Annotated in this window: 13 protein-coding genes; 7 read left to right on the forward strand and 6 right to left on the reverse strand. The window is 69.7% G+C overall.

Features of this window, described 5'->3' with window-relative positions; translation table 11 throughout:
- The first annotated feature begins 86 nt into the window (after nucleotides 1-86).
- On the forward strand, nucleotides 87-719 hold the full coding sequence (locus tag G555_RS0106235) for an ANTAR domain-containing response regulator (protein ID WP_028708212.1): 633 nt from the start codon (nucleotides 87-89) through the stop codon (nucleotides 717-719).
- 179 nt (nucleotides 720-898) lie between these two features.
- Here G555_RS0106235 and G555_RS18335 read toward each other — a convergent pair whose 3' ends face one another.
- Genes G555_RS18335 through G555_RS18345 form a run of 4 tightly spaced genes read right to left on the reverse strand, consistent with a single transcriptional unit; the run spans nucleotide 899 to nucleotide 3,072 of the window.
- Nucleotides 899-1,537: an HD domain-containing protein gene (locus G555_RS18335; RefSeq protein WP_051208505.1), complete on the reverse strand. Its 639-nt coding sequence runs from the start codon at nucleotides 1,535-1,537 to the stop codon at nucleotides 899-901.
- On the reverse strand, nucleotides 1,534-1,959 hold the full coding sequence (locus tag G555_RS18340) for a hypothetical protein (RefSeq protein WP_051208506.1): 426 nt from the start codon (nucleotides 1,957-1,959) through the stop codon (nucleotides 1,534-1,536). Before G555_RS18340 ends, G555_RS18335 begins: the two co-directional genes overlap by 4 nt.
- On the reverse strand, nucleotides 1,956-2,600 hold the full coding sequence (locus tag G555_RS0106250; RefSeq protein ID WP_036921505.1) for a hypothetical protein: 645 nt from the start codon (nucleotides 2,598-2,600) through the stop codon (nucleotides 1,956-1,958). The genes G555_RS18340 and G555_RS0106250 overlap by 4 nt, the downstream gene beginning before the upstream one ends.
- Nucleotides 2,601-2,616: 16 nt before the next feature.
- A complete protein-coding gene (locus G555_RS18345) occupies nucleotides 2,617-3,072 on the reverse strand; it encodes a PaaI family thioesterase (protein WP_245581207.1) in 456 nt (151 codons plus the stop codon).
- Nucleotides 3,073-3,138: 66 nt separating this feature from the next.
- Between G555_RS18345 and polA the strand changes: the two genes are divergently transcribed.
- The 4 genes from polA to uvrB all read left to right on the forward strand — a co-directional run bounded on the left by polA (nucleotide 3,139) and on the right by uvrB (nucleotide 10,327).
- Entirely contained in the window at nucleotides 3,139-5,823 is a 2,685-nt protein-coding gene (gene polA, locus G555_RS0106260) for a DNA polymerase I (RefSeq protein WP_245581208.1), read from the forward strand.
- A gap of 172 nt (nucleotides 5,824-5,995) precedes the next feature.
- Nucleotides 5,996-7,450 carry a 30S ribosomal protein S1 gene (gene rpsA, locus G555_RS0106265; RefSeq protein WP_028708215.1) on the forward strand — a complete coding sequence of 485 codons (1,455 nt, stop codon included), beginning with the start codon at nucleotides 5,996-5,998 and terminating at the stop codon, nucleotides 7,448-7,450.
- Between the two features lie 67 nt (nucleotides 7,451-7,517).
- Nucleotides 7,518-8,126 (forward strand): dephospho-CoA kinase, encoded by a 609-nt coding sequence (gene coaE, locus G555_RS0106270; protein WP_028708216.1) that lies wholly within the window; start codon nucleotides 7,518-7,520, stop codon nucleotides 8,124-8,126.
- A 116-nt stretch (nucleotides 8,127-8,242) separates the two neighbouring features.
- Entirely contained in the window at nucleotides 8,243-10,327 is a 2,085-nt protein-coding gene (uvrB, locus tag G555_RS0106275; protein WP_028708217.1) for an excinuclease ABC subunit UvrB, read from the forward strand.
- A gap of 13 nt (nucleotides 10,328-10,340) precedes the next feature.
- Here uvrB and G555_RS0106280 read toward each other — a convergent pair whose 3' ends face one another.
- Nucleotides 10,341-11,003, reverse strand: coding sequence for an MBL fold metallo-hydrolase (locus G555_RS0106280; protein ID WP_028708218.1), 663 nt, complete (start codon nucleotides 11,001-11,003; stop codon nucleotides 10,341-10,343).
- A 16-nt stretch (nucleotides 11,004-11,019) separates the two neighbouring features.
- Nucleotides 11,020-11,742, reverse strand: a complete 723-nt coding sequence (locus tag G555_RS21155) for a maleylpyruvate isomerase family mycothiol-dependent enzyme (RefSeq protein WP_051208507.1) — start codon at nucleotides 11,740-11,742, stop codon at nucleotides 11,020-11,022.
- Between the two features lie 56 nt (nucleotides 11,743-11,798).
- Between G555_RS21155 and uvrA the strand changes: the two genes are divergently transcribed.
- On the forward strand, nucleotides 11,799-14,732 hold the full coding sequence (gene uvrA, locus G555_RS18355; protein ID WP_036921508.1) for an excinuclease ABC subunit UvrA: 2,934 nt from the start codon (nucleotides 11,799-11,801) through the stop codon (nucleotides 14,730-14,732).
- Nucleotides 14,733-14,734: 2 nt separating this feature from the next.
- Nucleotides 14,735-16,651: an excinuclease ABC subunit UvrC gene (gene uvrC / locus G555_RS0106295; protein WP_028708219.1), complete on the forward strand. Its 1,917-nt coding sequence runs from the start codon at nucleotides 14,735-14,737 to the stop codon at nucleotides 16,649-16,651.
- Nucleotides 16,652-16,657 lie beyond the last annotated feature (6 nt).

A 16,657-nucleotide genomic window follows, 5' to 3' on the forward strand; every position in this document is an offset into this window, starting at 1 on the left:
CCCACCCGCTCACCGCGTAATCTGCTGACCGAGCCGTTCCACCGCCGGTTCCGCCGAGTGCCCAAGAGACAAGAGAAGTGAGACCGATGACTGACGGAGAGTTGACTCCGAGCGCACGGGTCCTCGTCGCGGAGGACGAAGCCCTGATCAGACTGGATCTCGTGGAACTCCTCAAAGAGGCGGGCTACGAGGTCGTGGGCGAGGCCGGAGACGGCGAGCAGGCCATCAAGCTGGCGCGAGAGCTTCAGCCCGATCTGGTGGTCATGGACGTCAAGATGCCGGTCATGGACGGCATCACGGCGGCGGAGACGATCGCGGGGGAGCGCATCGCTCCCATCGTGATGCTGACCGCGTTCAGCCAGCGCGAGCTCGTCGAGCGCGCGCGCGAGGCGGGAGCCATGGCGTACGTCGTGAAGCCGTTCGACGCCTCCGACGTGATCCCGGCGATCGAGATCGCCATCGGGCGCTTCGCGGAGATCAAGGCCGTGGAGGCCGAGGTCGCCGATCTGCACGAGAGCCTTGCGACACGCAAGGCCGTCGACCAGGCGAAGGGCCTGCTGCAGGAAAGCCTGGGCATGAGCGAGCCCGAGGCGTTCCGGTGGGTCCAGAAGACGGCCATGGACCTGCGCAAGTCGATGCGCGAGGTGGCCGAGGGCGTCATCAAGCACTCCAAGGAGTCGGGGGCCAAGAAGGCGCCGAAGAAGAAGCCGCGTCCCTGATCCCTCCCGGCACGCTGATCGGGGGGACCCGCTGACGGACCCCCCCGATGAAGCCGTCGACTCCCCCCGGGGCCGGCGGACGCCCACAGTGTACGTGGGCACGGGGTCAGGGCCGACGCTCGGGCCGGGCGATCTCAAGGACGTAAGGGCTTGCGGAAGCCGTGCCGACCCGATTCGTGCTACGTCGGCGATGCTCGGCGACGGACCGCCGTCCCGCTCGCCGCGGCGAGCTCACGGCGCATGTTCGCGACCGCGTCGGAGGCGAAGGCGCTCCGCCCGGCGACCGTGAAATACACGTCCGCGGCGAGACGGGCGCGCAGCAGCGGCTCCCGCCACGTCCGCCACGCAAGGCCCAGGTGCGTGCGTTCCCGCCGTAGATCGCGGACGGACTCGTCGTAGCGGTCGGGGTGCCCGGCGAGGATCGCGAGATCGGCATCGGAGACCGCCGCCCCCGAGGCGTCGCCGGCCGCGGGCCGATGGTGCCGCGTCACCAGGATGAGGCGGCAGACCTCCTCGACATCGGCACCGCCCACGCCGGCGGCGGCCAGGCGGGACGTGGCCAGGTCGGCCGACCTCTGCTCGTCGTCCGCGGCGCCGGTGAGGACGGCGTCGTGGAACCACACGGCGAGGCGGGTCACGCGGGGATCGCCGGCGTCGCCGCCCACCACGGCGAGGGCGACCAGCGTCTCCGCGAGGTGCCGGGGGTCGTGGTAGCGGCGGTGCGGCTCGGTCCATCGTCGCCACAGCTCCTCGCCGAGGCCCGGCCTGCCGGGAAGGGTCTCCTCCCACGCGAGCCGGAGGTCGTCCTGCAGGCTCACAGCAGTCCCGTCGCCCAGGTGGCGACGCCGGCGCACCCGGCCGCGATGAGGACGCTGAAGAAGGTTCCCATGATGAACGCCTGGGCCTTGCCCGCATCCGGGCTCTGGAGTTCCGGATACCGTGCCAGGCCCTTGATGCCGAGGACGATCGCGATCCCCTCCGGGAAGCCGCCCAACAGGCAGGCGAAGACGGCGAGCCGCTCCAGCATGCCGATCCAGGCGCCGCCGCCGAGCCGACGCGCTCCGGCCGTGACCGTCGTGTCGGACGAGTCCGGGGCGTCGCCGTCGTTCCCGCGCTCGTGCGCCTGCGAGCGGTCGACGAGGCGCAGCAGGGCGCGCACGAGCGGCACGCCTGCGACGACGGCCACCGCCGCGCAGAGAAGCACGATGGCGGCGCGGGCGACGGCCGACGGGTCGATCATCGGCCTGCTCCGAGGTCTTCGAGGAGACCGGCGGCCAGGGCCTCCCCGGCGGTGGCGACGGCGACGCCGGCCGCTCCGGCGCGCTGGCTGGCGGCCGAGGGGGAGATCCCCAGGTGCGCGGCGGCGCGCTGGTTGGTCATCCCCGTCGCGAGGAGATCGGCCACGTCCCATCCTTCCTGCGTGCGCCGTGAGAGCACGCTGCGCAACAGCCACAGAGCCGTCTCGGCGCGTTGCGCCGTGCCGTTGGCGTCACTGTACGGGCCGGCTGCGACAGAATCGCGATCGGCCTCGAGGGCAAGGCCGGTCGGCGTCGAGCGCGTTCGCTCGACGGCCGTTCGCGCGGCCACGTACGCGGGGCCCCGGGCCTGTCGCGTCGAGGCGGGCAGGGGCGATTCGACCGGCCCCACGCCGATCCCGACCCGCCAGGACCGCAGTCGTGTCAGCTCGCGCACGATCGCGACGACGGCGTCCGGACGCGCGGTCAGGCCCTGGATCTCGTCCCCTGCCGTCCGCTCGAACGCGAGGCGCAGGCCGGGAATCCGGGACAGGCGGTCGAGAGCGGCAGGGACGGCGTCCGCGCTACGCCTGCTGCGACGCTGATCGGCGGTCACGACGAACCAGATTGAGGGTTCACCCTTCATGAGCCAAGGATAAGGCTCAAGACTGAATGTGGCGAGGCGATGGTGCAGGCTCGCGAGAGGTCCCGGAGGCGTGCGTGCCGGGCCGGCGCAGGGTGCAGGTGAGCCGGCCGGTGCACACGCGCTGCCCGTCGTCGTCGGTGAGGACGACCTCATAGGTCGCCGTCCGGCCACCGATGTAGATGGCGGTCGCCTCGCCGTGGACCCACCCGGAGGTGACGGCGCGATGGTGCGTGGCATTGATGTCGACGCCGAACGCCCGGCCTCCGGGCCCGACCTCGGCCACGGCCGCGACGGACGCCAGCCCCTCGATGAGGACGCACGATGCGCCTCCGTGCAGCATGCCGAAGACCTGGGTGTTCCCGTCCACGGGCATCCGCCCTCGCGTCCGTTCCGGGGTGACCTCCTCCAGGACGATGCCCATCCTGTTGTCGAGGTGGCTGACGGCGTCGGCGATGAAGTCAGGGATGCTCACGCGGGAAACTGTGCCATGGCCGACGCCGGGTGGGAACTGTCGTATCCCGCCGTTAGAGTCGGGTCCGTGGATGACGACGTGCCGGGCAGAGTGCTGCTCATCGACGGGCATTCGGTGGCCTACCGGGCGTTCTTCGCGCTCCCCGTCGAGAACTTCTCGACGACGACAGGGCAGCACACGAACGCCGTGTACGGGTTCACCTCCATGCTCATCAACCTGCTGCGCGACGAGCAGCCGACGCATGTCGGCGTGGCGTTCGACCGCTCCCGGACGACGTTCCGGACCGCGCTGTACGACGCCTACAAGGCCAACAGGTCCGCCTCGCCCGAGGAGTTCAAGGGGCAGGTCGAGCTCATCAAGGAGGTGCTGGATGCGCTGCGGATCGTCCACATCGACATGGACGGCTTCGAAGCCGACGACATCCTCGGCACCTGGGCGTTGCAGGCGGCCGGCGCCGGTTCCGAGGTCCTCGTCTGCACCGGCGACCGGGACGCGCTGCAACTCGTGACCGACCGGATCACCGTGCTGTACCCCCGCAAGGGCGTTTCCGATCTCGCGCGGCTCACGCCGGCGGCCGTGGAGGAGAAGTACCTCGTGCCGCCCGCCCGCTACCGGGAGCTGGCGGCCCTCGTCGGGGAGACCAGCGACAATCTCCCCGGCGTCCCCGGCGTCGGGCCGAAGACCGCGGCGAAGTGGCTCGCTGCCTACGACGGGCTCGACAACGTCCTTCGTCACGCCGGAGACATCGCAGGCAAGGTGGGGGAGAGCCTGCGGGCGCACCTGGCCGACGTGCAGCGCAACGCCGACCTCAACCATCTCGTCACCGACCTCGACCTTCCGGTCGAGGCCGGCGAGCTCGTCCGGCAGCCGTGGGACCGGGAGGCGACGCACACTCTGTTCGACGGCCTGGAGTTCCGCGTGCTCCGCGACAGGCTGCTGGAGACCCTGCCGCCCGAGGACACCGAGCCGGAGGGCGGATTCGAGGTGGCGGGACAGGTCCTGGCCCCGGGAGAACTGAGCGGCTGGCTGGCCGCACACGGGGCGGGCCTGACCGGCATGGACGTCCAGGGCCGCTGGGCGGCCGGAGACGGCGATGTGACCGGGATCGCCCTCGCCGCCGCCGACGGTGCCGCGTGCTGGTTCGACACGGCCGATCTCACACCCGCCGACGATGCCACGCTCGCCACCTGGCTCGCCGACGAGTCGCAGGCGAAGGCGATCCACGACGGCAAGGGCCCCCTGCTGGCCCTGTGGGCCCGCGGATGGGACCTGCACGGCGTGCGGAGCGACACCCAGCTCGCGGCGTACCTGCTGCGTCCCGATCAGCGGGTGTTCGATCTCGGCGATCTGGCCGTCCGGCACCTGAAGCGCGAACTGCGGATCGAGACCGCCGCGGGAACCGGCGATCCCGACCAGCTCGCCTTCGACTTCGGAGGCGCCGAGGCGGCGGAGGCGGCGATGGTGCGGGCGCGCGCCGTGATCGACCTGGCCGAGGCCATGGAGGCCGAGCTGTCCACGCGTGGCGAGGTGTCGCTGCTGCAGGATGTGGAGCTTCCGCTGCAGCGCACGCTGGCACGGATGGAGCGCACGGGCATCGCCGTCGAGGCGGGCTGCCTGGAGGGACTGCGGGACGAGTTCGACGCCGGCGTGCAGGACGCCGAATCCGACGCCTACGCCGTCTTGGGCAAGGCGATCAACCTCGGATCCCCCAAGCAGTTGCAGGCCGTTCTGTTCGACGAGTTGCAGATGCCGAAGACGCGCCGGACCCGCACCGGCTACACGACCGACGCCGAGGCACTGGAACAGCTCTTCGCGAAGACCGAGCACCCGTTCCTCGCCCATCTGCTCCGCCACCGCGACGCGATCCGGCTGCGGCAGACCGTCGACGGCCTCCTGAAGTCCATCGCCGCCGACGGGCGCATCCACACGACCTACGTCCAGACCATCGCGGCGACGGGCCGCCTGTCCAGCACCGATCCGAACCTGCAGAACATCCCGATCCGCACCGACGAGGGGCGGCGGATCCGCGAGGCGTTCGTCGCCGGCGCGGGGTACGAGTCGCTGCTGACCGCCGACTACTCGCAGATCGAGATGCGCATCATGGCCCATGCGAGCGGCGACGAGGGGTTGATCGAGGCGTTCCGCAGCGGGGCGGACTTCCACACCGTCATGGCGTCGCGCGTCTTCGGCGTCGGCCCGTCGGAGGTGACGGTCGCACAGCGGGCGAAGATCAAGGCGATGAACTACGGGTTGGCCTACGGGCTGTCTGCCTACGGACTCAGTCAGCAACTGCACATCGAGGTGTCCGAGGCGAGGGGCCTGATGGACGAGTACTTCGAGCGGTTCGGCGGCGTCCGCGACTACCTGCGGTCGGTCGTCGCCGCCGCACGACGGACCGAGTACACCGAGACCGTCCTCGGCCGACGGCGCTACCTGCCCGATCTGATGAGCTCCAACCGGCAGCGTCGGGAGATGGCCGAGCGGATGGCGCTCAACGCACCGATCCAGGGATCGGCGGCCGACATCATCAAGGTGGCGATGCTCGACGTCGAGACCGCGCTCGACACGGCCGGGCTGGCCAGCCGGATGCTGCTGCAGGTCCACGACGAACTGGTTCTCGAGATCGCACCCGGAGAGGTCGGTGCGGTCACCGCGCTCGTCACCGAGAAGATGGGTCACGCGGTCGAGTTGTCGGTGCCCCTCGACGTGTCCGTCGGCACGGGTCGCACCTGGCACGAGGCCGCTCACTGACACCGGCGCGCACCCGCTGATAACGATCGGGTCTCCGGTTACCCGTCAGGTTGGCGGAGGCGCGCGATGATGGATAGGCTGGTCCGGTGGCATCCGGGTGCCCTCGGACCGAGTGGGGCACGGTAGTCCGGATCTGCCTCACAGACGACAAATCCATCGGAGCCCTAACTCAATGACCTCCCTCTCTGAGGCCTCATCTCACGTCGCAGTCGACGATTTCGGATCGCCCGAAGCCTTCATGGCGGCGGTGGACGCGACCATCAAGTACTTCAACGACGGCGACATCGTCACCGGCACCGTCGTCAAGGTCGACCGTGACGAGGTTCTCCTCGACATCGGTTACAAGACCGAAGGCGTCATTCCTTCCAAGGAACTCTCCATCAAGCACGATGTCGACCCGTTCGACGTGGTGTCGGTCGGCGACGAGATCGAAGCTCTCGTGCAGCAGAAGGAGGACAAGGAAGGCCGTCTCATCCTGTCCAAGAAGCGCGCACAGTACGAGCGCGCCTGGGGCACGATCGAGAAGATCAAGGAGGCCGACGGCGTCGTCACCGGGCGCGTCATCGAGGTCGTCAAGGGCGGCCTGATCGTCGACATCGGTCTGCGTGGCTTCCTGCCCGCGTCCCTCGTCGAGATGCGCCGCGTTCGCGATCTGCAGCCGTACGTCGGCATGGAGCTCGAGGCGAAGATCATCGAGTTGGACAAGAACCGGAACAACGTGGTCCTGTCCCGCCGTGCATGGCTGGAGCAGACGCAGTCCGAGGTCCGGCACACCTTCCTCTCCCAGCTCCAGAAGGGGCAGATCCGCAAGGGCGTCGTGTCGTCCATCGTCAACTTCGGCGCGTTCGTCGACCTGGGCGGCGTGGACGGCCTCGTGCACGTCTCCGAGCTGTCGTGGAAGCACATCGACCACGCGTCCGAGGTCGTCGAGGTCGGCCAGGAGGTCACCGTCGAGGTCCTCTCGGTCGAGATGGACCGCGAACGCGTCTCGCTGTCGCTGAAGGCGACGCAGGAGGATCCCTGGCAGACCTTCGCGCGCACTCACCAGATCGGCCAGATCGTGCCCGGCAAGGTCACCAAGCTCGTTCCCTTCGGTGCGTTCGTCCGCGTCGAGGAGGGCATCGAGGGACTCGTGCACGTCTCCGAACTGGCCGAGCGTCACGTCGAGATCCCCGAGCAGGTCGTCCAGGTCGACGACGAGGTCATGGTGAAGATCATCGACATCGACCTCGAACGGCGCCGCATCTCGCTGTCCCTCAAGCAGGCCAACGAGGGCTTGGACGTGGCCGCCGACGACTTCGACCCGGCGCTGTACGGCATGACCGCGTCCTACGACGAGCAGGGCAACTACATCTACCCCGAGGGTTTCGATCCCGAGACCAACGAGTGGAAGCCCGGCTACGAGGAGCAGCAGCGGGCGTGGGAGCAGCAGTACGCCGAAGCGCAGGCCCGGTGGGAGGCGCACAAGCGTCAGATCGCCGAGTCCGAGGCCGCCGAGCAGGCAGCCGCGGCCAACGCGGGCAAGGCTGCGACCTACTCGTCGGCACCCGAGGCGGCGCCGGCGGGTTCGCTGGCGTCCGATGAGGCGCTGCAGGCTCTGCGGGAGAAGCTGACCGGCGGCAGGTGAGCCGCACACAGGCAGGAGCGTGCCCCAGCCCTCGGGCTGGGGCACGCGTGTCTTCGACGGAGGTGCGATGCGAGTCGGGCTGACCGGCGGGATCGCCAGCGGCAAGTCGGCGGTGGCCGACCTGCTCACCCGGTTCGGGGCCTTCGTCATCGACTCCGACGTCCTCGCGCGAGAGGTCGTCGCGCCCGGCACTCCCGGATGGGAGGCGGTGCGTCGGCGCTTCGGCGATGAGGTGATGTCGCCGGCCGGGGGTGAGCTGGACCGAGCCGCGCTGGGCGCGATCGTGTTCGCCGACGCCGCCGCGCGGGGCGATCTCGAGGCGATCGTCCACCCGGCCGTGCGGCGACGGGCGCGTGAGATCGAGGCCGAGGCCGGGGGAGGCATCGTCGTCCACGTCATCCCGCTGCTCGTCGAGACGGGGCAGGCCGACACGTTCGATCACGTCGTCGTGGTCGACGTCCCCGAAGCGGTGCAGCGGCAACGCCTCATGGCCCGCAGCGGCCTGACCGCGGACGAGGCCGACGCGCGCATCGCGGCGCAGGCATCGCGGCGGGAGCGGCTGGCCGTCGCAGGGCACGTCCTCGACAACTCGGGCACTCCTGCGGAGCTGGAGGACCAGGTCCGGACGCTCTGGGACGCGCTGCGCCGGTTCGAGGGGCTGCCCGGCGCCGGGTGAGCGCCGGACCGGGCTCTGCCGCAGACCGGACGGGACAGCGCGATCCGGGCGGTCGATGATTCCGTGCGGAGGACCTCTGCCGCGTTCTGTCGGAGGGCGCGCGTACTCTCGGTCGCATGCGTCCTGTCGATGTCATCACCCGGCGTGTCGCGCCGTTCACGATGGAGGCCGATTTCTCCCCGGCCGGAGACCAGCCTGCGGCCATCGCCGAGGTCACCGAGCGCATCAGAGCGGGTGAGAACGACGTGGTCGTGCTGGGTGCCACCGGCACCGGCAAGACCGCCACCGTGGCCTGGGTCGCCGAACAGCTCCAGCGCCCCATGCTCGTGCTCCAGCCGAACAAGACCCTCGCCGCGCAGTTCGCGACCGAGCTGCGCACTTTCTTCCCCGGCAACGCGGTCGAGTACTTCGTGTCGTACTACGACTACTACCAGCCCGAGGCGTACATCCCGCAGACGGACACCTACATCGAGAAGGACTCCTCCCTGAACGAAGAGGTCGAGCGGCTCCGCCACTCGGCGACGAACTCGCTGCTGACGCGCCGCGACGTCATCGTCGTGGCGACGGTGTCGGCGATCTACGGCCTCGGCACACCCGAGGAGTACGTCGAGCGGATGATCCCGCTGCGGGTCGGGGAGCAGATGGACAGGGAGGATCTGCTCCGCCGGCTCGTGACGATCCAGTATGTGCGCAACGACCTCGCCGGCACGCGCGGCACGTTCCGGGTGCGGGGGGACACGCTGGAGGTGTTCCCGGTGTACGAGGAGCACGCCGTCCGCATCGAGTTCTTCGGCGACGAGATCGAGGCGATCTCGACCATGCACCCCCTCACCGGGGAGATCGTCACCGAGGACGACGAGATGTACATCTTCCCGGCGTCCCACTACGTTGCCGGCCCGGAGCGGATGGAGCGGGCGATCGGCGGGATCGAGGCCGAGCTGGAGGACCGGCTGGCCGAGCTGGAGGGGCAGAACAAGCTGCTGGAGGCGCAGCGGCTGCGGATGCGAACGACCTACGACATCGAGATGATGCGGCAGATCGGCTCGTGCGCGGGGATCGAGAACTACTCACGGCACATCGACGGCCGAGGGCCCGGGACTCCGCCGCACTGCCTGCTGGACTACTTCCCCGAGGACTTCGTCCTCGTGATCGACGAGTCCCACGTGACCGTTCCTCAGATCGGAGGCATGTACGAAGGCGACATGTCGCGCAAGCGCACCCTCGTCGAGCACGGCTTCCGGCTGCCGAGCGCGACCGACAACCGGCCACTCCGGTTCGAGGAGTTCACCGAGCGGATCGGTCAGACCGTGTACCTGTCGGCGACCCCCGGCAAGTACGAGATCGCGCGCTCGGGGCCGCCGGTGGAGCTCATCATCCGTCCGACCGGTCTCGTCGACCCCGAGATCGTGGTGAAACCCACCACGGGGCAGATCGACGACCTGATGGGGGAGATCCGGCGTCGCACCGAGCAGGACGAGCGCGTCCTCGTGACGACGCTGACGAAGAAGATGGCCGAGGACCTCACCGACTACCTGTTGGAGAACGGGGTCCGCACGCGGTACCTGCACTCCGAGGTGGACACGCTGAAGCGAGTGGAGTTGCTGCGCGATCTGCGCCTCGGCCTGTTCGATGTCCTCGTCGGCATCAACCTGTTGCGCGAGGGCCTCGACCTGCCCGAGGTGTCGCTCGTGTCGATCCTCGACGCGGACAAGGAGGGGTTCCTGCGCAGCGACCGCTCGCTGATCCAGACGATCGGTCGTGCGGCGCGCAACGTGTCGGGGCAGGTGCACATGTACGCCGACAAGATCACTCCGTCGATGGCGACCGCCATCGACGAGACCAACCGCCGGCGCGCGAAGCAGGTCGCGTACAACCTCGCCAACGGCATCGATCCTCAGCCGTTGCGGAAGAAGATCTCCGACATCACCGAACTGCTGGCCCGCGAGGACGCCGACACGACCGAGCTCCTGTCCGGCCGGCGTGGGCGCGGGGCGTCACCCGTCCCGGCCGCGCTCGATCCCGGGGAGCGGCGCCCGACCGAGAACATGCCCGCGGCCGAACTGACGGCACTGATCGAGCAGCTCACCGATCAGATGCACGCGGCCGCAGCCGAGTTGCAGTTCGAACTGGCCGCGCGGTTGCGCGACGAGATCGCCGATCTCAAGAAGCAGGTGCGGCAGTTCCTCGCCGCCACGACGTGACGCTCCGGGCGGGCTACCAGCCGCGAGCGCGCCATTCCGCCAGGTGCGGTCGTTCGGCGCCGAGCGTGGTGTCGTCCCCGTGCCCGGGATGCACCCGGGTCTCGTCGGGGAAGGCGCCGAAGATCTTGGTCTCCAGGTCGCCCATGAGGCTGGCGAAGTCGCGGGGCGAACGGGTCCGGCCCGGTCCGCCCGGGAACAGGGAGTCGCCGGTGAACAGGTGCGTCTCGTCCCCGCGGTACAGGAGGGCCACCGACCCCGGCGTGTGACCGACGAGGCCGACGACCTCCACCTGCGTGTCCCCGAACCCGATCACGTCGCCGTCCCAGACGCCGGTGAGTTCGCCCGTCGTGGCGTCATTGCGGATCGCGGACGCGTCAGGGGCGCCGGCGTACAGCCGGGCTCCCGTCGCGACCGCGAGGTCGGCGAGAGCGCCGATGTGGTCGTGGTGCCGGTGGGTCGTGACGATGGCGTCGACGTGCCTGCCCTCGACGAGGCGTCGCAGGATCTGCGGCCGGGCGGCCGCGTCGATCAGCAGGCTGCCCGACGACGCGACCAGCAGGTACGCGTTGTTGTCCATCGTGCCCACCGACTGCTTGTACAACGTCACGGTCGGCGACACAGCCTCGGCGTACGGTTCGCCGTCAGGCTCGACGTGGGCGAGTCCGGTAGCACCCATCTCGTTCCCCTTCTGCTCAGATGATCGGTCGCGGGCCGAGAGCGCCCGTCGACGTGACGGCATCCGCCGATGTCCTCCCCGACAACCAGCCGACGAGCCCGGCGACCGAACCGGACACGGTCGGCGCGGCCGGGTCGGGAGGGCCGATGACGGCGGCGTCCCCGTCAGGAGTCTCTATGCGGCACGGGCATTCGCCCGGGACGTCGCGCAGTCGGCGGATGCACCAGCGCAACAGCCACAGGGCCGTCTCCTCCTCGACGTCGGCGAGGTCGAAGCCGCAGTCCAGATCCACGTGGTGGAGGACGACCTCGCTCAGCCTGCTGAGGACGATGAAGGCGACCGGGTAGAGCTGGTGGTCGAAGCGTACGGGCTCGTCCCACTGCTCGGGTCGCAGCCTGTCGAACGCCCCCGCGAGGCGGGAGGCGCTCGTGTCGAGATCGATCTGCAGCTCCAGCGGTGTCTGCTCCGAACCTCGCTCGATGGCCCAGGCGCGGCTCTCGTCGCCGGGGTACATCGCGACGGTCGTACCGTCGACGACGCCTTCGACGATGCCGCGATAGGCGTCGGCGTTGCGGGCCAGGTGCGCCGCGACGTGGGCGCGCGTCCACCCCGGGAGGTGCGAAGAGCCCTCCCAGTCCTCGTCGGAGATCTGGATGGTGTCGCCCAGCAGTCGCTGGGTCGCCTCCAGCTTGAGCTGACGCAAGTCCGCCATCGGAAGGTGGTGGGCCGTCAAGTCCATGACCCCACGGTACTGCCCCGGACGCCCCGGCCGCAGTGTCGGTCGGGGCACCTAGCATGTTCGTCGTGAGTGATCGCCTTGTCGTCCGTGGTGCCCGGGAACACAATTTGCGCAACGTCTCGGTCTCGTTGCCGCGAGACGCCCTCATCGTGTTCACGGGCCTGTCCGGTTCGGGCAAGTCCAGTCTGGCGTTCGACACGATCTTCGCCGAGGGCCAGCGCCGCTACGTCGAGTCGCTGTCGGCCTATGCGCGGCAGTTCCTCGGCCAGATGGACAAGCCGGACGTCGACTTCATCGAGGGCCTGTCTCCGGCCGTGTCGATCGACCAGAAGTCCACCAACCGCAACCCGCGGTCGACGGTGGGCACGATCACCGAGATCTACGACTACCTGCGACTGCTGTTCGCCCGGGCCGGGCGGGCGCACTGTCCCGAGTGCGGGGAGCCGATCTCCCGGCAGACGCCGCAGCAGATCGTCGACCGGCTGCTGGCCCTCCCCGAAGGCACGCGGTTCCAGGTTCTCGCACCGGTCGTCCGGGGCCGCAAGGGCGAGTACGCGGAGCTGTTCCGCGAGCTCATCGCCCAGGGGCTGAGCCGGGTCCGGGTGGACGGCGAGACCCATCAACTGGCGTCGGTGCCCTCGCTGGACAAGAAGAAGCAGCACTCGATCGACGTCATCGTCGACCGCCTGGTCGTCAAGGACACGATCAAGCAGCGGCTCACCGACTCGGTCGAAACGGCACTCGGGCTGGCCTCCGGGGTCATCGCCGTGGACTTCGTCGACCGCGATGTCACCGATCCGGAGCGGGAGCGTCGCTACTCCGAGAAGCTGGCGTGCCCGAACAACCATGACATCTCCATCGAGGAGCTCGAGCCGCGGCAGTTCTCGTTCAACGGCCCGTGGGGTGCGTGCCCGGTCTGCTCGGGGATCGGCACCAAGATGGAGGTCGATCCCGATCTGCTGGTCCCCGACAAGACCAAGAGCCTCGCGAGGTCCGCGATCGCTCCCTGGTCCACGCCGTACGTGGCGGGCTATTTCGAGGACATCTTCCGAGCGCTCGCAGGCGAGCTGGGCTTCTCGGTCGAGACGCCGTGGGAGGACCTTCCCGCGGACGTCCGTGCGCTCGTCCTCGGCGGTCGCACGCAGCCGGTCGAGGTCGTGACCCGCAACCGGCACGGCCGGGAGTACCGCTACCGGGCCAAGTTCGAGGGAGCCGTCCCGTACGTACGGCGGCGCCACGCCGAGGCCGAGTCCGACAACGCCCGCGACCGCTTCGCGACCTATATGCGGGAGGTGCCGTGCGAGGCATGCCGCGGGGCACGGCTGAAGCCGGCGTCCCTGGCCGTGACGGTGGGCGGGCTCAACATCGCCGAGGTGACCGCCCTGTCGATCGACCGGGTCTCCGAGTTCGTCACGGCCATGGAGTTGACCGAACGGGAGCAGAAGATCTCCGAGCGGGTGGTGAAGGAGATCCGCCAGCGACTGCAGTTCCTCCTGGACGTCGGGCTCGAGTACCTGTCGCTCGATCGTCCGGCCGCCACGCTGTCGGGCGGAGAGGCGCAGCGCATCCGTCTCGCCACGCAGATCGGGTCGGGACTGGTAGGCGTGCTGTACGTCCTCGACGAGCCCTCCATCGGCCTGCACCAGCGCGACAACAGGCGGCTCATCGAGACCTTGCTGCGGCTTCGCGACCTGGGAAACACTCTCATCGTCGTCGAGCACGACGAGGACACGATCAAGGTCGCCGACTGGGCCGTCGACATCGGCCCCGGGGCGGGCGAGCACGGCGGGAAGGTCGTCGTCTCCGGTCCGGTTCCCGAGCTCCTGGCCTCGCCCGATTCGCTCACCGGCGCGTACCTGTCGGGCAGACGGTCGATTCCGCTGCCACCGGCCCGCCGCGCGGGCAACGGTCTCGCGCTGCGCGTGGAGGCGGCGCGCGAGCACAATCTGCAGGACGTGTCGGTGTCGTTCCCGCTCGGCCGGCTCATCGCCGTCACGGGGGTGTCCGGATCGGGCAAGTCGACGCTGGTCAACGCGATCCTGTACACGGCTCTCGCGCAGCGGCTCCACGGGGCGCGAGCGGTGCCCGGCAGGCACCGCACGATCACCGGCATCGAGCATGTCGACAAGGTCATCCACGTCGACCAGTCGCCGATCGGGCGGACCCCCCGCTCCAATCCGGCGACCTACACCGGCGTGTTCGACCACATCCGCAAGCTGTTCGCGGCCACGCCCGAGGCGAAGATGCGCGGCTATCAGCAGGGCCGCTTCTCCTTCAACATCAAGGGCGGCCGGTGCGAGAACTGCTCCGGCGACGGCACGATCCGGATCGAGATGAACTTCCTGCCCGACGTGTTCGTGCCCTGCGAGGTGTGCCACGGGTCGCGGTACAACCGCGAGACCTTGGAGGTGCACTACAAGGGCAAGTCCATCGCCGACGTCCTCGCCATGCCGATCGAGGAGGCGACGGAGTTCTTCGCGGCGATCCCGGCGATCTCGCGGCACCTCGTCACGCTGAACGATGTCGGTCTCGGGTACGTCCGTCTCGGGCAGCCCGCCACCACGCTGTCCGGCGGCGAGGCCCAGCGCGTCAAGCTCGCCGCGGAACTGCAGCGCCGCTCCACGGGCCGCACGGTGTACGTCCTGGACGAACCGACGACAGGGCTGCATTTCGAGGACATCCGCCGTCTGCTCCAGGTGCTGGGGCGGCTCGTGGAGGGCGGCAACACCGTCATCGTGATCGAGCACAACCTCGACGTCATCAAGACCTGCGACTGGGTGGTCGATCTGGGCCCCGGAGGCGGCGACAAGGGCGGGACGATCGTCGCCGAGGGCACGCCCGAGGACGTCGCGCGCGTGCCCGGTTCGTACACGGGGCAGTTCCTCGCCGAGGTCCTCGACGGTCGCGAGGTGCCCGCTGCCGAGGCGTCGGAGACGCTCGTCGCGCTGCCGGCGCCGGCGCCGGCGCGACGCCGGAAACGGGCCGGGTAGCCATGGCCGGAACGGTGAGTTGGCGGCCGCGCAACATCCCGGCCGAACCGGGCGTGTACCGGTTCAGCGACGAGCGTGGGCAGGTCATCTACGTCGGCAAGGCGAAGTCGCTGCGCAGCCGTCTCGGCAGCTACTTCGCCGCCCCCCGGACGCTGCTGCCCCGCACGGCGACGATGGTCGCGACGGCGCGCGACGTCGAATGGACCGTGGTGCGCAACGAGTTGGAGGCGCTGCAGCTCGAATACACCTGGATCAAGCAGTACGAGCCGCGGTTCAACATCAAGTACCGCGACGACAAGTCCTACCCGTGGCTCGCGATCACCTGGGACGACGAGTACCCGCGCGTGTTCGTCGGGCGCGGGGCGAAACGGAAGGGCACCCGCTACTTCGGCCCGTTCAGCCTCGCCTGGGCCGTCCGTGAGACGGTGAACACACTGCTGAGCGCCTTCCCGATGCGGTCGTGCAGCAACGGGGTCTTCCGCAACGCCGTCTCCAGCGGCAGGCCGTGCCTGCTGGGTCACATCGGCAAGTGCGCCGCACCGTGCGTCGCCCGTGTGACCGCCGAGGAGCACCGCGAGATCGTCGGTGATTTCATCGGGTTCTGGACCGGGCACGGACGAGAGCTCGAGCGCAAGCTGACAGCCGACATGGAGCGTGCCTCCGCGTCGACCCAGTACGAGCTGGCCGCGGCCAGGCGCGACCAGCTCCGGGCCCTGCGGGCGGCGACCGAGCGCAACGCCATCGTCCTGCCCGACGGCACCGACGTCGACGTGGTCGCGATGGTGCTGGACCCGCTGGAGGTGGCCGTCCAGGTGTTCCAGGTGCGCGACGGCCGCGTGCGGGCCGAGCGGGGCCAGGTGGCCGATCGCACCGACGACGCCGACGTGGCCGAGCTCCTCCCGCAGTTCCTCGTCGGGCTGTACGCCGACGTCGAGGAGGCCGGCATCCCGCGGGAGATCCTCGTGCAGGAGCCACCGGACGACGCGGAGGTGCTGGCCGAGCTGCTGACCGAGATCCGCGGCGCGAAGGTGAGGGTGCGGGTGCCGCAGCGCGGGCCGAAGCGCGACCTTCTCGACACGGTCACCCGGAACGCGACCGAGACGCTCGCCCAGCACAAGACGAAGCGGGCCGCAGACCTGACGACGCGCAGCAGGGCCCTCGACGAGCTGCAGGCGGCGCTCGGCCTGGACACGCCGCCGCTACGGATCGAGTGCTTCGACATCTCCCACCTGCAGGGCACCGAGCCGGTGGCGTCCATGGTCGTCTTCGAGGACGGGTTGCCGCAGAAGGCCGAGTATCGCCGGTTCCTCATCCGGTCCACCGACGGGAACGACGACGTCGGCGCGATGCACGAGGTGATCACCCGGCGGCTGCGGCGGCTGCTGGACGACCGCGAGGCGTTGCGGACGGCGACCGAGAAGCATCGGTTCCACTACGAGCCGTCGCTGCTGGTGGTCGACGGGGGAGCGCCGCAGGTGGCCGCCGCCGAGCAGGCACGCGCCGAGCTCGGGGTCGAGGCGATCTCCGTCGTGGGGCTCGCCAAGCGGCTGGAGGAGGTGTGGGTTCCGGGTGAGGAGTACCCGGTCATCCTGCCGCGCACGAGCGAGGGGCTGTACCTGCTGCAGCGGGTCCGCGACGAGGCGCACCGGTTCGCGATCACGCACCACCGGGCCCGGCGGAGCCGCTCCATGGTCGAATCGGTCCTCGACGACGTTCCCGGTCTCGGCGAGGTGCGGCGCAAGGCGTTGCTGAGCCGGTTCGGGAGCCTGCGGAAGCTGCGCGCGGCCAGCGAGGACGAACTGGCGTCGGTTCCGGGCATCGGAGGCGTCACGGCGGCAGCCATCACGCAGACGCTGGCGGCGCGTGCCCCCACCGAGGGGGTGAACGTGACCACCGGCGAGGTTGTCGAGAGCCCATAATGGAGG

This window comes from Propionicicella superfundia DSM 22317, from assembly GCF_000423465.1.
Taxonomy (GTDB): Bacteria; Actinomycetota; Actinomycetes; order Propionibacteriales; family Propionibacteriaceae; genus Propionicicella; species Propionicicella superfundia.

What these genes read in the sequence shown, in the direction of transcription:
- G555_RS0106235 (WP_028708212.1), top strand. Translation starts at nt 87, where the DNA reads ATGACTGACGGAGAGTTGACTCCGAGCGCACGGGTCCTCGTCGCGGAG.
- G555_RS18340 (WP_051208506.1), bottom strand. Translation starts at nt 1,959, where the DNA reads ATGATCGACCCGTCGGCCGTCGCCCGCGCCGCCATCGTGCTTCTCTGC.
- G555_RS0106250 (WP_036921505.1), bottom strand. Translation starts at nt 2,600, where the DNA reads ATGAAGGGTGAACCCTCAATCTGGTTCGTCGTGACCGCCGATCAGCGT.
- rpsA (WP_028708215.1), top strand. Translation starts at nt 5,996, where the DNA reads ATGACCTCCCTCTCTGAGGCCTCATCTCACGTCGCAGTCGACGATTTC.
- coaE (WP_028708216.1), top strand. Translation starts at nt 7,518, where the DNA reads ATGCGAGTCGGGCTGACCGGCGGGATCGCCAGCGGCAAGTCGGCGGTG.
- uvrB (WP_028708217.1), top strand. Translation starts at nt 8,243, where the DNA reads ATGCGTCCTGTCGATGTCATCACCCGGCGTGTCGCGCCGTTCACGATG.
- G555_RS0106280 (WP_028708218.1), bottom strand. Translation starts at nt 11,003, where the DNA reads ATGGGTGCTACCGGACTCGCCCACGTCGAGCCTGACGGCGAACCGTAC.
- G555_RS21155 (WP_051208507.1), bottom strand. Translation starts at nt 11,742, where the DNA reads ATGGACTTGACGGCCCACCACCTTCCGATGGCGGACTTGCGTCAGCTC.
- uvrA (WP_036921508.1), top strand. Translation starts at nt 11,799, where the DNA reads ATGTTCGTCGTGAGTGATCGCCTTGTCGTCCGTGGTGCCCGGGAACAC.
- uvrC (WP_028708219.1), top strand. Translation starts at nt 14,735, where the DNA reads ATGGCCGGAACGGTGAGTTGGCGGCCGCGCAACATCCCGGCCGAACCG.